9 protein-coding genes and 10 tRNA genes are annotated in these 15,187 nt (G+C 29.8%); 18 read left to right on the forward strand and 1 reads right to left on the reverse strand.

What is annotated here, in order from left to right; all coding sequences use genetic code 4:
• Position 1: 1 nt before the first annotated feature.
• Positions 2–988 carry a selenide, water dikinase SelD gene (gene selD, locus SCHIN_RS01105; protein ID WP_166507803.1) on the reverse strand — a complete coding sequence of 329 codons (987 nt, stop codon included), beginning with the start codon at positions 986–988 and terminating at the stop codon, positions 2–4.
• Between the two features lie 393 nt (positions 989–1,381).
• Between selD and SCHIN_RS01110 the strand changes: the two genes are divergently transcribed.
• The 18 genes from SCHIN_RS01110 to SCHIN_RS01195 all read left to right on the forward strand — a co-directional run bounded on the left by SCHIN_RS01110 (position 1,382) and on the right by SCHIN_RS01195 (position 15,166).
• Positions 1,382–3,043 (forward strand): FAD-dependent oxidoreductase, encoded by a 1,662-nt coding sequence (locus tag SCHIN_RS01110; RefSeq protein ID WP_166507804.1) that lies wholly within the window; start codon positions 1,382–1,384, stop codon positions 3,041–3,043.
• Positions 3,044–3,063: 20 nt separating this feature from the next.
• The gene (locus SCHIN_RS01115) at positions 3,064–4,329 is read left to right on the forward strand and encodes a YeeE/YedE family protein (protein ID WP_166507805.1); all 1,266 of its coding nucleotides are present in this window, start codon (positions 3,064–3,066) and stop codon (positions 4,327–4,329) included.
• A gap of 742 nt (positions 4,330–5,071) precedes the next feature.
• Positions 5,072–6,130: a spermidine/putrescine ABC transporter ATP-binding protein gene (potA, locus tag SCHIN_RS01120; RefSeq protein ID WP_166507806.1), complete on the forward strand. Its 1,059-nt coding sequence runs from the start codon at positions 5,072–5,074 to the stop codon at positions 6,128–6,130.
• On the forward strand, positions 6,123–7,169 hold the full coding sequence (potB, locus tag SCHIN_RS01125; protein ID WP_166507807.1) for a spermidine/putrescine ABC transporter permease: 1,047 nt from the start codon (positions 6,123–6,125) through the stop codon (positions 7,167–7,169). Before potA ends, potB begins: the two co-directional genes overlap by 8 nt.
• A complete protein-coding gene (gene potCD / locus SCHIN_RS01130; RefSeq protein ID WP_166507808.1) occupies positions 7,133–10,276 on the forward strand; it encodes a spermidine/putrescine ABC transporter permease/substrate-binding protein in 3,144 nt (1,047 codons plus the stop codon). The genes potB and potCD overlap by 37 nt, the downstream gene beginning before the upstream one ends.
• 142 nt (positions 10,277–10,418) lie before the next feature.
• A tRNA-Cys gene (locus tag SCHIN_RS01135) sits at positions 10,419–10,493 on the forward strand.
• A gap of 300 nt (positions 10,494–10,793) precedes the next feature.
• Positions 10,794–10,870: transfer RNA gene (locus SCHIN_RS01140), tRNA-Arg, on the forward strand.
• A 45-nt stretch (positions 10,871–10,915) separates the two neighbouring features.
• Positions 10,916–10,992 (forward strand) — tRNA-Pro (locus tag SCHIN_RS01145).
• Between the two features lie 26 nt (positions 10,993–11,018).
• A tRNA-Ala gene (locus SCHIN_RS01150) sits at positions 11,019–11,094 on the forward strand.
• A 5-nt stretch (positions 11,095–11,099) separates the two neighbouring features.
• Positions 11,100–11,176, forward strand: a tRNA-Met gene (locus SCHIN_RS01155).
• Between the two features lie 16 nt (positions 11,177–11,192).
• A tRNA-Ile gene (locus tag SCHIN_RS01160) sits at positions 11,193–11,269 on the forward strand.
• A gap of 49 nt (positions 11,270–11,318) precedes the next feature.
• Positions 11,319–11,411 (forward strand) — tRNA-Ser (locus SCHIN_RS01165).
• A 5-nt stretch (positions 11,412–11,416) separates the two neighbouring features.
• Positions 11,417–11,492: transfer RNA gene (locus SCHIN_RS01170), tRNA-Met, on the forward strand.
• A gap of 4 nt (positions 11,493–11,496) precedes the next feature.
• Positions 11,497–11,573 (forward strand) — tRNA-Asp (locus SCHIN_RS01175).
• 8 nt (positions 11,574–11,581) lie between these two features.
• Positions 11,582–11,657 (forward strand) — tRNA-Phe (locus SCHIN_RS01180).
• Between the two features lie 81 nt (positions 11,658–11,738).
• Positions 11,739–12,266, forward strand: a complete 528-nt coding sequence (locus SCHIN_RS01185) for a hypothetical protein (protein ID WP_166507809.1) — start codon at positions 11,739–11,741, stop codon at positions 12,264–12,266.
• Positions 12,267–12,336: 70 nt separating this feature from the next.
• The gene (locus SCHIN_RS01190) at positions 12,337–12,978 is read left to right on the forward strand and encodes a hypothetical protein (RefSeq protein WP_166507810.1); all 642 of its coding nucleotides are present in this window, start codon (positions 12,337–12,339) and stop codon (positions 12,976–12,978) included.
• Complete coding sequence (locus SCHIN_RS01195; protein ID WP_166507811.1) at positions 12,971–15,166, forward strand: glycosyl hydrolase 53 family protein; 2,196 nt, start codon at positions 12,971–12,973, stop codon at positions 15,164–15,166. Before SCHIN_RS01190 ends, SCHIN_RS01195 begins: the two co-directional genes overlap by 8 nt.
• Positions 15,167–15,187: the final 21 nt, after the last annotated feature.

The raw sequence follows: 15,187 nt of genomic DNA on the forward strand, positions 1-15,187 counted from the left end.
CTTAATCGTTCACCTCAATTGCTTTTTCTCTTTTATTTCCAACTACTCCAATTTGTCAAAAACATTTTTTACTTTCTTCATCCATGTTTGCTCAAGTTTCTGAATCAACTGTTCCAAGTAAACCACCAGAAGTTTGAGGGTCAAAGAATATTTCTTTTTGCCCAAAACTTGGTTTGAATGAAAAAGATATCTCATCTTTGTAGTTTCTTCTGTTATTTGCAATTGCACCATTTAAAAAGTATTGATCTAAATATTGCAAAGCATTTCCTACAATTGGTAAGTTTTCAATAGCTATTTGTGCGCAATAAGATGAACCCATCATTTCAAGTAAGTGACCTGCAAGTCCAAAACCTGTAACATCAGTTAAAGCAGAAAAGTTATATTTTACTGCGATTAATGACGCTTCTTTGTTTGGAGTTGTCATTCATTTTAATGCCTCTTTGTAGTCTTTGGTATCAACCATATCTACAGTTTTGGCAGCAATGATGGTTCCAAAACCTAAAGGTTTTGAAAGTACTATTACATCTCCAATGTTTGGTGTGTTATTTTGTTTTAGATCCTTATTATTTACAAAACCTGTAACACTTAAACCACAAATCAAATCGTTTGTGATAATGGTATGACCTCCTTCAATCCTTATATCCAAAGGATTTAAAATTGAAATCATGCCCTTTATAATTTCTGCTATTTCTTCATCTGACATTTCATTTGTAACTGTCAAAACAGATAAAGCAAACTTGGGGGTTGCTCCCATTGCATATATATCACTTATAGAGTTGCAAGCTGTTATTTGACCATAAATATAATAGGAATCAGATATTTGTGGAAAATAGTCGATTGACTCTACTAAACTTGTTCCATTTCCAAGATCATAAATACTACAGTCTTCATTATTCTTTAATGAAGAATTTGATAGCTTTAAAATCTTTTGTAATCGTTTATTGTCCAGTTTTGCGCTACATCCTCCCATACAATTAATGTTATTCATTTCGTTTCTCTCTTTCTTTACCTTATTATTTTACTTAAAAAAAGGTAAAAATTCTTAATAAAATTCCATAATTTAGAATTTTCTCTAAATTATGCTAAAATAAATTTGAAGAGAATGCGTATTAATGAAAGAAAAAAGAAAGTGAAATTAGTTTTTTAAACTATTTAATTAATATGAAAGTGAAAATGATAGAAAGCAAAAAATACTGTTTTCTGTTTTCAGAAAAAGTATTTCATTTTGAAAGAATTTTATTTATAAAAAGGATTAAAAAGCGGCATTGCCTGAGTAATGAATTTTTTGTATGCTTAAAAAGTGCTGTCAAGGCTTAAAAAAACAGCACAATTGTAATAAGTTACAAATCTCTTATTAAGAGATTTAAGATTGGAGAATTAAATGAAAAAAATAGTGATTATTGGTGGAGGAGCTGGAGGAGCTGGAGCTGCTGCCAAATTAAGAAGATTAGATGAAAGTTCAGAGATTAAAATTTACGAAAGTTGCTCTTATGCTTCGTACTCAAATTGTGGTCTACCTTATTATTTTTCAGGTAAGATTAAAACTTTTGAGGCTTTAATTTTAAACCCTGTAAGTGTTTTAAAAGCAAACTATAATATCGATACCTTTGTAAATCATCAAGTTTTAGAAATAAAGAATGATGACAAAAAAGTTGTTGTAAAAAACTTAAAAACACAAGAAATCTTTGAAGATAATTATGATGAATTAATAATAGCTCCCGGTGTATTTGCAAACAAACCAAATATTCCAGGAATTGATGAATCAAATAATATTTTTGTATTGAAAAACCCAGATGATGTTAAGGAATTTGATGCATTTGTAGCAGATAATTTTGAACCTAAAAATGTAGTTGTAATTGGTGGAGGGTTTATTGGACTTGAAATAGCTGAAAACTTTATACACAGAGGTGTAGAAAGTGTAACTATTGTTGATGGTGCAGACCAACTTTTTGCAACTTGTGATAAAGATATTGCAGCTTTTGGACATAGATTATTAATTGAAAATAACATCAAATTAAAATTAAACACAAAAGTTAAAGCATTTAAAAACCAAGGAAAAGAAATCGAATTAGATAATGGTGAAATTATCAAATCTGATGTTACTTTCTTAACAATTGGTGTTGAAACTAAAACTGAAATGTATGAAAATATTGGTTTAAAAATAGGAAAAACTAAAGGGATTATAGTTGATGAAAAACAAAGAACCAATATTGAAAATATTTATGCAGTTGGTGATGTTGCAGAAACTTTTGATCTTGATAAAAAACCAGTAAGAGTAGCACTTGCAGCTCCTGCTTCTAGACAAGCAGTTGTTGCTGCAAATACCATTTATGGAATTGAAGACACTTACAAAGGTAGTCAAGGAACAAATGCAATTACTTTATTTGACCACAGTATTGCTTCAATTGGAAAAACAGAAAAACAATTGAAAGCTGATGGAGTCGAATATCACAAAGTTATAAGTACAAAACCACAAAAATTAGCATTACTTGGTGGTACTTACATTTGACTTAAAGTTTTATACGACAAATCAGGACATATATTTGGTGCACAAGCATTTGGACCAAGTGGAGCTGAAAAGAAAATAAGTTATATGGCAATAGTTATGTATGCAAAACAAACTATATTTGACATGGTTGAATACCAAGTTGCATATAATCCTTTAATTGATGTATCATTTGATGCTATGAATATGGCTGGAAGAATGGCTAGATTGGAACTTTCAAAACAAGTAGAAAATGTTTGTTTTGAAGAATTAGAACAACATTTTAAAGATGGATGACAAATAATTGATGTTAGAAATCCAGGTGAATTAAAAAATGTTGGAGAATTTGATAATGCTATAAATATTCCATGATCAAAATTGAGAGAAAATTTAGATAATCTAGACAAAAATGGTAAATACATTATGGCATGTAGAGTAGGAATGCGTTCATACAATGCAACAATGTTATTAAAAAATAGTGGATTTGAAAACGTAAAAAATTTAATGGGATCATATGACATATGATACACAAACAAACATTTTAGAGATATTAAATAAAAATAAGGAGATATAAATTAATGAATAAACAAGAAAGAATTAAGATAATTCTTGGATGAACGTTATTTGCTGTGTTTATAGCGTTTATCCTACAATGATCATATGCAAAGGCATATGATGATGCACAAAGAGGAAGCTATATTATAAGAATGTGCTTAGGTATAGCTTTTGGATATATTTTAGTTAGAAGTAATTTTGGATTTGCAGGACCAATTAAAAAACTTGTATATAACGGTGATGGAAAACAAGCGAGAGCAATGATTTTATTAATGATGCTTTCAACTGTAATTATTGGTTGTTTCTTCTTTGCTCAAAAAAGCTTAGATAAACAAACAGGAACAGCAATAGGTTGAGGGTCAATTCTTGGGGGATTGATGTTTGGTCTTGGTATGATGTACGCTGGTGGTTGTGCTAGTGGAACACTTACAGCAGTAGGGACTGGGGTAGTAACTTCAGTATATGTATTATTTTTCTTTATAATGGGAGCAAACGTTGGTTCAGTTATAAATACACAAATTACAAAAAATGCAGAATGATGAAATTGAACTACTGCAGAGCAGTCATTTTATGGTAATAAATTTGGTTCAAATGGATTAATTTGAGCTATAGTATTAAATCTAACTATCTTTGTAGTATTCTTATTTATTGTTAAAGGTGTAGAAATTTATAGAAATAAAAAAGGTACTTTTACAGTTACAAATTTACCTAACGATAACAAAAGAGAAGAAGAACTTCAAGAAAAATACTTCCAAATGTTTTCTTTAAGAACTTACTTCTATTTATTCCAAAAAAGATGAAATTGATTAACAGGTGCTCTTTTATTAGCGTTGGTTTTAGCTGGATGTAAATTAAGTGGTAACATGCCAGGAATTATTGGAGGAGCTGGAAAACTTGGTGAATGATTAATGTATTCATTAGGTTGAAAAGATATCTTAAAATCTGGTGCAACTACTGGATTTGGTAAAGCACAAATTCACCCTTTACAAGATCTTGCAATTATTTTCAATGTTGCAGTATTTGCAGGAGCACTATTCTATCAATTAACTGCAGGTAAAATGAAATTCTCAAACTTTAAAAAATGAACTTGAAAAGAATGAGTTTTCTTACCAATGGCAGGATTAGGAATGGGAATTGGAGCTAGACTTGCTGGTGGATGTAATGTTGGTGCGATGTGAGCTGGTACTTCTTCTCTTTCTGCACATGGATTTATGTTTACAATCTTTATGATTGGTGGGGGTGTTGCTGGAGCAATGCTACTGAAAAAAAGTAAATTTATTTGTAGATAAAAGAATCAAAAAACACAATTACAAGCTAATTGTGTTTTTTTAGACCCATTTTACTTGTGTGCTATTTATTGTACTTGTTTTTGTTTATTTAATGCCTATAATTAAAATCATAACAATGTATGAATTATTCTTTATTAACAAAAAAGATTCAAGAAACATTTGGATAAGAAAGTGTTTCTTGAGAAAGTGGACAAAATGAACTATTTCTTATTTACTTTTTTTCTTTTTTCTCAGTCAATCGCAAGTTTCATATACACAATTAAAAAATCTACTAAATATACATACAGTTGAATTGATGGTGTAGTATGAAAAAAGAAAAAGAAGAGGAAGAAGATATTTATTAAAAAGATAAATTATTCTAAAACCTGAGTTAAAGATACTTTTAAATCATTTAAATTTAAAAATAAATAATGGTGTTTACAGTATATTAGGTTAATTAAAACAAAAAATCTACTTGTCTAATTAGTAGACTTTTTTTCTGCAAAATAAAAAAAATAAAAAACATTTTATTATTTATTCCTTTATAATTATTTTGATAAATTCGAATAGGAGATACTACATGAAACTGATTAAATCGATAAATATTTCACAATATATAATCACTGAATGGTTAGATGTAGTTATCACCAGAACCGAATGATTTGAAAAGATACTCGAGACTGAGATGCTCTCCCTGATTGCGTAATATAATAGGATTACGCGATTACAATCATATATTTGATTATTTAGAGGAGAAACACTGATGAAACAAAATAACAACATTTTAGAAATTCGTAATTTAACAAAAACTTACGATGGAAAAGTTGTGTTGAAAGGTGTAAGTTTTAATGTCCATGAAGGAGAATTCATAACTCTTTTAGGACCTTCTGGTTGTGGAAAAACCACAACATTAAATATAATTGGTGGCCGTGAAAAACAAGAAATCGGAGATTTGTTATTTGAAGGAAAGGATTTAACTCCTATCCCAAGTAATAAACGTCAGATTAATACAATTTTCCAAAACTATGCACTATTCCCTCATTATGACGTATATGACAACATTGCCTATGGATTAAGAATTAAGAAAATGAAAGAAGACTTAATCGAAAAAGAAGTTATGAAGTACATTAAAAAATTCTCACTTGAAGGACATGAAACTAAAAGAGTTCATGAATTAAGTGGGGGACAAAAACAACGTGTTGCTATAGCTAGAGCACTTGTTTTGAAACCCCGAATTTTACTTTTAGATGAACCAATGTCAGCATTAGACGTACAATTACGTAAAAGAATGCAAAATGAATTGAAAGATCTACAAGAAGAAATTGGAATTACATTTATTTTAGTTACTCATGATCAAGAAGAGGCTTTAACTCTAAGTGATAGAGTTGTTGTTATGAACGAAGGGGCAATCCAACAAATTGGAACACCAGAGGAAATTTACAATGAACCAGAGAATAGATGAGTTGCAAACTTTATTGGAGTTTCAAACATCATTGATAATGGAGAAATGGTAAAAGACCTATTGGTAAAATTTGATGGAAAAGAATTTGAGTGTGCAGATAAAGGATTTGGGGAAAACGAAAGTAATATCGATATTGTAATAAGGCCAGAAGACATTAAAATTGCAGAACCAGGAAAAGGATATTTTGACGGAATTGTTGAAAACATTATCTTTAAAGGGGTTCACTATGAAATCACAATTAAATGTGAAAATAGAACTTATACAGCTCACACAACTGAATATCATGACTTTGACAAAAAAGTTTCAATTAAATGAGACGCAAGCGACTTACATGTAATGTGAAAGGAAATTGATGAATAATTCAAAAGACAATCCAATCGTTGATGATATCGCATTGGACTTTCAAGAACCAACTGTTGTAGAAGAAAAAGACAACATTGATATTGAAACTGAACTTGAAGCTATTGAAGACATTGAAGCTATCGGAACAAACGATGAACTTGTTTTCAAAGACATCAGCTTAAAAGAAAAAGTCGCTAACTTTAAAATTGTCAAATCTTTAAAAGGAAAGATTTGACCAATAATGTTGCCATTTATTTTAACTATGGCTATTTTAGTAGTACTACCATTAATTGGAATTATTTTATTTGCAATTATTGAACCTTCAGGGAACAGTACTAAATTTAGATTAGATTTATCTAATTTTTCAAGATTCTTTACTTCAGGAAGTATTATGTCTGTTTTAGGACTTTCAATGCTTTATGCAGTAATCTCAAGTATTTTAACTATTGCTATGGCATATCCAATTGCTTTAATGATGGCAAACTTGAGAAACAAAATTATGGCAAAAAATATTTGAGTTATTTTAACAATGCCAATTTGAATTAGTATGATCTTAAAAATCTTAGGATTAAGAAGTTTATTCTATCTATTAGGAGGAACTGCTCTGGGAACTCCATTTGCAGTAATTTTAGGAATGGTATATATGTTTTTACCATTTGCTTTAGCTCCAATTTATAATGGACTTGAAAATCAAGACCCTGTTTTTTATCAAGCAGCACTTGATTTAAAAGCATCAAAAGCAAAAGCTTTTTGACATGTAACATTTAGACAATCACTTCCAGGAGTATTTGCAGCATTTACACTTGTAATTGTTCAAGCATCAACTGCTTTGTTAATACCAAGATATATGGGTGATGGAAAAATTAACTTAATACCAACCATTATTGAAAACTACTTCTTCAAAGGAACTGACTTTGGATTTGGAGCAACAGTTGCTGTTGCATTGGCAATATTATTATTTGCTATAATGGGGGTTACAAAATTAATTTCTAATAAATTTGAGATAAGGGGGTCAAGAAAATGAAAAGGTTCTTCAAAGCAAGTTACTTCGCAATAATATTACTTTTAATTTATGTGCCAATTGCTGTAATGATCATATTTTCATTCAATAGTGGCTCAAACCTTAATAGATTTGAAGGATTTAGTTTAAAATGATATTCTTCATTCCTTGCAAACTCACCGTTTGTAAAATCAATCATAGTTTCATTATTTGTAGCTATGATGTCAACTATAATTTCTATAATAATTGGAATGTTAGCAGTAATTGGGTTGGCAAAATCAAGAAGAAAAGTTAGAGATAAATGAGTTAGAATAGCTAACATTCCATTGGTTAATGCTGATGTTATTACAGCTGTTGGATTAATGCTAATCTTTATTTTCTCTGGAATGAAATTTGGAATAGTTTCATTATTGGCAGCACACGTTTCATTTAACGTACCTTACGTTATTGTTACAGTTCTTCCATTTATGTTGAGAATAGACAAAAATCTTTTAGATGCTTCTAAAGATTTAGGTTCAACTCCAACAAAAACATTCTTTAAAGTAGTTTTACCAATTCTTTTACCAAGTATTATTACTGGTGCTGCAATTTGTTTTGCAATGAGTTTTGATGACTTTATTATTTCTTACTTTACTGGAGGAGATCAAACAAACGTTTCAACATTCATATATACTGCAAAAAGAATGCAACCTTATATTAATGCTTTTGGAACTATTTTAGTTGCAGCTATTATTTTTATTATTTTAGTTTGAAATGCAATTGAAATTGGAGATCAAAAATCTACTTTAAATAAAGAATTGTTAAAAAAAGGTGATTACAAAATTAAATTAAGAACTGCTCTTGAAAATAAAATTGCAGTTTGACAAGCATGTATTGATACAGAGTTAAAAACTAGAAGAAGTAAAAATTTATTTAAATGAATGAAATACAATACATTACAACTTCAAATTAAAAGATTAAATAGCAAAAACAATAACTCAAAAATTTCAAAACTAGAATGAAAAAAAGCATTATTAACTGATGAAATTAAAGAGGAAAAAAGATTTAAAACAATTCATGCAAAATTAGTTGAGAAAAAAGCTCAAATCGAGTTAAAAATTTCAAAATTAGATAATGAAAAGAAAATTAAAAAATTAGAATCAGTAGTTTACAAACTTGATAAAAAAATTGATAAATATCAAGGTGAATTAGATTGAATTGCAAACAGAGATGAAATTGCAAAGGAAAAAGCAAGTCATGTTTTAGACCAAATCAATACTTTAAGAGTTGAAATGGATGCATTAGATCAAAATGATAAAAAACAATTAAACTGATATAAAAAGAAAATAGCTGTCTTAGAAACAAAAAGAAGTGAATTAATTGAAGGAAAAGTTAATTTAAAACTAAGAATGACTATTGAAAAATTAGAAGTTTTAAAAACTAAAAACGAAGAAATCTCAAGAGTAAAATATGAAGAACTTCAAAAACAAAAAGCTTTAGTTTTAAAACAAGTATCAATTGTAGAATCAATAGATAAAAAAATAGCAAAACTTGAAGCGAACAAAGAAAACATTGAAAACTTCAATGAACAATATGATATTTTACAAGCTGAAAGAAAAGAAAAAATGGAACTTGTAAAAGATGCATATTATGGAAAAATTGAAGCTGCGAAAGCTAAACTAAATGATATTCAAGAAGAGACAACTAAAAAAATGAAAAAACACTTCCCTGATGTGCTTGCAGAAGATTATGTAGCACCAAAAGGAAGATGAATAGCTAAAAAATGAAAACCAATTACAATGGGAACAATTTTAGTATCTTCATTCTCTTTAATAACAACAGCATATATCATGAACAACATTTATGATTTAGTTGTTGGTAACTGAGGAAGTTACATTGACATGGACGTTATTACAAACTTTGAAAAAGAATATGGTGTTAAAGTTAACTACCAACAATATGATTCAAACGAAAGTTTATATAATAAAAACTATACTTTTAACTATGACTTAATGGTACCAAGTGATTATATGGTACAAAAAATGGGTAATGAAGGTCTATTACAACCTATCAAATGAGAATGTCTACCAACAGTTGACAGTTCAAGTTGATATAATGGACCAAGTAGTTGTGATTTAGATATTAACAACGACCCAGAATACGAAGCAAACACAATTAATGAAGCTCTTGTAAATGAAGTAATGGCAGACATTAAAATTACAGATGAAGAGGGAGACAAAACTGCAATTGATTATTCAATTCCTTATATTTGAGGAGATGTTAGATTTGTATTTAATACAACAAATTCAAGTCTAATGACATGATTAATTGACAAAGGAGTTGTAAAAACTTCTGATGACCCAATTCATGATGACACAAACGGATATATCGTTGATGAAGCAAGTCTTTCTTGAAGTTTACTTTGAGAAGCTGCAAATAAAGGTTATAACCTAGCATTAAACGAAGATCCTAAAAATGTATTTATGTATGCATTTGAAAAACTATATGGTAATGTAAAACCAGAAGATTCAAGTGAAGTTAACGGATTGTCAAAAAAACAACAAGTTGACGCAGCTGCAGCGGAAGTTAAAACTTTATTGGCTCCAAAAAATGTTGGAATTTATGGGGACCAATTAATTGATAAAGTAGCTATTGGTGACTATGATGTTGCTGTTATGTATAATGGTGATGCTATTTGAGCACTTTCAGAAGATTATGAACCAGAGGGTGACGAAGATGAAGATGCACCAGCAGTAGAAGAAGAACCAACAGTACCTGGAGAAGAAGAAGAATGATCTCTAAAAGGGCTTACAGGGGTTCCTGAAGCTAATGTGGAAACTGAAGGTTTTGAAGATAAAATTCAAAACACAAACATTTGAACAGATAACATGGTAATTAGCAAAAAAAATAGAAACTTAAGATTAACTTACGATTTCATTAACTACTTATTAAAAGAAGATAATCAATACTTAATAGTTGATGAAACAGGGTCAACAAGTCCTTTAGAAAACATTATTGAAGGGGTTATGGAACCCGATGAAGACACTGGTGAATACTACTTTGGATCACCAACAATTACAAGTTGATTTATGCCAACTGACATAGGAACTTCATTTACTTTTGATGAAGTAATTGATAACTACCTAGTTGATGAATTTAACAAAATAGTTGCTACAAAAGTTTAATTTCAAAAAAATAAACACTAGTTGTTTATTTTTTTTATATTTTGGACAAAAAATTACTATAAAAAGCTTTGTATATAAAATTAGTTTTTTTTATTTTTACATAAAAAAACTAATTTTTTTTAGTTATAATAGTTTAGGTAATGGTACCATAGCCAAGAGGCTAAGGCATGGGACTGCAACTCCCTGATCGTCGGTTCGACTCCGACTGGTACCTCCAAATTGAAACTAACACTCTAAATTGGGTGTTTTTTTTATTGCAAATAAAATAAAAATAATTTATATTTTTTGTTGTTTTATTGATATTATTAATATGCTGGTTATCGATAAGAAACGCCGGCACACAGCTAACCCGTAGAATTGACGATATTTATTACTATAAAAGAAATTATTTTTATTTTTTTTGTAAAAGTTATATACAAATCAAAATTGTTTGTTATAATAAATATTGTCGAATTTGAAAATTTGGCACCAATTTAAGAATTTATATTATAATATTCTTGATTGTTTTTGGAATCATGCGCCCTTAGATCAATTGGATAGATCGTTTGACTACGGATCAAAAGGTTAGGGGTTCGAGTCCCTTAGGGCGCGCCAGCAAGAAAACAATCGATGAATATTAAGCTTAATATTCATCAACTTCGGGAAGTGGCTCAGCTTGGTAGAGCATTCGGTTTGGGACCGAAGGGTCGCAGGTTCGAATCCTGTCTTCCCGACCATTTAATTTAATATTTATTTTATATATGGGCCCGTAGCTCAGCTGGGAGAGCACCTGCCTTGCACGCAGGGGGTCGACGGTTCGATCCCGTTCGGGTCCACCATATATGGCGGGGTAGCTCAGCTGGTTAGAGCGCTCGGCTCATACCCGGGAGGTCAAGAGTTCAAGTCTCTTCCCCGCTACCATATATTATTTTTTAATGGACCTTTAGCTCAGTTGGTTAGAGCATCCGGCTCATAACCGGACGGTCATTGGTTCAAGTCCAATAAGGTCCACCATAATTTGACTCTAATATATTTCGAATTATGAGGGACAGAATCAGTAAACGGAAGATTACCCAAGCCTGGCTGAAGGGGTCGGTCTTGAAAACCGAGAGTCGGGGAAACCCGAGCGGGGGTTCGAATCCCTCATCTTCCGCCATTTATCGCGGGGTGGAGCAGTTGGTAGCTCGTCGGGCTCATAACCCGAAGGTCGTAGGTTCAAGTCCTGCCCCCGCAACCATTTTGGCCCCATAGCGAAGTTGGTTATCGCGCCTCCCTGTCACGGAGGAGATCACGGGTTCGAGTCCCGTTGGGGTCGCCATTATTATTGGTTTTGTAGCTCAGTTGGTAGAGCAGTTGACTGAAGCTCAACGTGTCGGCGGTTCAATTCCGTCCAAAACCACCATCCAAGAAACTGCAATATCCGAAAGGATATTTTTTTTATGTCTGTTGTATAATTTTTAAGAGAATAGAGTGAGGTAATGAAATGAAACGAGCATCAAAAACACTAAACAATATTGGTCAATATTTTTTATTGACAAGTCTAATACCTATAATGACTTTTTCTGTCATGTTAATTGGAATAGAACCGCTTGTAAATAGTGGTTTAGATTTATTTAAATATATTGGTGATTGACTTAGAAGTTTTATAGGAGACACTTTAAAAGAAATAGCTGATTTAGGAAGATCAATATTAGCTTTTTGTATAATTGGTATTGTGTTTATTGTGGTTCAACTTGTATTTATAAATTCTAAAAATAACACACTAATTTTTATAGGAAATATTTCAAGTTTAATAGTTGGGTTTGTATTGTTTTGAATTGGAGCAATCCCGTTCTTTAATGCACCAGAAGGTTCTGCAACTTTTGTTACAGGTATGTTATTCATATATCTTGGAATAAGTGGAACAATAATTGTTACAGGTTCTGTGATGTTTATAACAGCTTGGTTTTTAGATAAATTTATAGGTAAACCTAAAGATAAAGTGAAAAAGAATTTCAAAAAGGAAGTTTAGACCTTCCTTTTTTTATTCTATTGACAACGCATCTCAAAATAATTATCATTAATATTTGAGGGGAATTAATATGATTAGTAAAAACTACTTTAAAACAAATTTTTATGTAATTTTTGCACTTTTAATATTAAGTACGATGTTTTTTATTTTTTTAAACATATTCTTTTTATTTAAAGAAAGTTATGCAAATATATTTATTTATCAATTAGTTTTAAAAATAACTATATTAGGTTTGAGTTTAATTCTAGGTTCATTTGTTCTTAGATATACATTAAACTCAAAGTTAAAGTATATTTTTATGTTACAAAATATTTTAGTATTGCCAATTGCATTAGAAATAATAGAGTTGGTAAAAAAAGAAAAATTTAGTTTATCTGAAATTGAGGGGAATGAAAATTACATACTGACAAGTTATGTGACTTTAGTTATTGGATCAATTGTGATGTTAATAATTGATTTGTTTTCACAATATTCAGGATTAAGAGGGGCTCTTTCAAATAGAGTTTATACATGAAGAGACTCAATTTTAATTGTTGGAGTTGTATTTACATCACTTTATGGACTATATTCATGTTTGGTGTTATTTTCAATTATCAATTTATTAGTTTTTAAATACCAAAAGCAAAAAAATAACTATACTAAAGCATTAAGCTTTTGTTCAACATTAAGTGTTGTAGTATTGTTAAACCAAGGAGGTGCAAATAATGGCTAAATTAAAGAAGTCTTCAATAATAATAAGTTCAATAGTTGCATCATCTGCAGTTATTGGAGCAGTTGGAGCTGCTGCTGTTAATTTATCAGTTAAAGATAATGAACAATGATACAGAAATGTATTTAAAAATATTGAAGTAAAAAACGACGAAATGATTAAAGGTGCAGATATTTCATCTTATGCTGAAATTTTAGAACAATCAACAATGAAGGATGGAAAATTTACACCTTATAATGTTTTATCAGAAGACCAAAAAAATGTATATTACAATTTCGACGGCAAAAAAGATAATTTAATGAAAATACTTTCTGAAAATGGGATTAATTCAATCAGATTAAGAGTTTGAAACAATCCTTACGATAAGGATGGTAATTCATATGGGGGTGGACATAATGATATGGACACAAACATTTGAATTGCAAAGGAAGCTGCAAAAGTTGGTATAAAAGATGTTGTGTTAGATTTTCATTACTCAGACTTTTGAGCAGATCCAAATAGACAATATCTGCCAAAGGCTTGAGAAGGTTTAAATGAAGTTGAATTGAAAAATGCAATTCAAACATACACTTATGATTCACTTACAAAATTTAAAAAAGAACTTGGTTTTGCACCATCAATAGTTCAATTGGGAAATGAAATAACAAATGGAGCATTTTGAAGTATTGAAAACAATGCTCCAAGCGGATGAAGAAACATTGTAAATACAGCTGATTACTTAAATTGAGCTGCAAAAGGAGTAGAACAATTTGAAGTTGAATCTAATACAAAAGTAAAAAAAGCAATTCACATTGATGGAACACCATCACCAAAACGTTTTATTGAAATTGTAGGGAAATACCTAAATGAAGGTAAAAATAAAGATTGAGTAGATGAAATTGGAATTACTCATTATCCAGATTGAAATGGATCTGCAGTAAAACTATTTGATATTATGACTGGATTGAAAAAGAAATTTGGTCTAAACTCATATGTTTCTGAGTTTGCAGCAACTTATACTTTTGATTCAACAAATGAAGTTGGTGATATTAGTGGTTCTCAAACAAAAGATTACCAAGCACAAGTTAAAACAAATTCAGGAGCACAAATAAAATTAGTTCAATCAGTTATGGAAGCATCAAGTAAAGCGTTACCAAACGCAAAAACTGGTTTCTACTGATGAGAACCTGCTTGAATATTTTCTGGAAAAAGTGGTTGAGCTACAAGAGAAGGAATTGTTTATTCAGAACCATTGAATGAAGAAAACCAAAAAAGTTTTATGACAGGAAATTCATGATGAAATAGAGGGGTGTTTAATAAAGATGCAAAACCTCTACCTGTTTTAAAAGCTATTGCAGGTTATTCAAGAACTAAACAAGAAAAATCATTTGATGCAAATGAAATTTATTCAGGTATTTATTCTGGATTTATGAAAGATGATTCAATTTACAAAAATCTTAAAGTAATTGACAATGGTCTATTTTTAAAAGATTCAACAACTTACAAAGAAGCTGTTGATAAAACAGAATTTACATATACAAGCTTTAAAGAATATAAAGCAAATTTCTTAAATGATTTTAAAAATGAAGATTCAAGAGCTGTAATTGAACAAGTTGACTTTGATTTTTCACAAGAAAATTCAAAATCTTCAAGCTTTATAGTTAAATCAAAAGCAAAAGAAAATAGTTATATGTTTAAAGATGAAGATGATTCAGTAGACTTTAAAATCAACATTACTCCAAGAACTAATAAATTTATTGAAATGAAAAACAAAATAAACATATCTTCTAAAGATACTGGTTGATTAAACGAAATTTATAAACAAGTTATAAAAAACACTGATGATTTAAATTCATTAATTAAAGAGTTAAAAACTACAATCACAAAAGAAAATGGTTGTCATGATTATTGTGAATATGATATTTATAGTGGAAATGATATTCACTATTATGATGACTTTAGTGGTAAAGAAAGATGATATAAAACTTGAATAGCAAATGACTCTAAAGGTTATGATATTGTTGATGCTAACAATACTATTGATTTTGAAACAATTGGTGGTCTTTCACATTGGAGAGACACCTTAAGTAAAGATGATAAAGAATTGATGATTTATTTCACAAAAGAAGTAGATTTTGATCTATATGGTATTGAAAACTGAAAAGACTTAAAAACAGTGGCTGTTAAATTTAAATTAAATGTAACTGAATAATAAAAAAATCCTTTACAGGAT

This window comes from Spiroplasma chinense (assembly GCF_008086545.1).
GTDB lineage: Bacteria > Bacillota_I > Bacilli_A > Mycoplasmatales > Mycoplasmataceae > Spiroplasma_A > Spiroplasma_A chinense.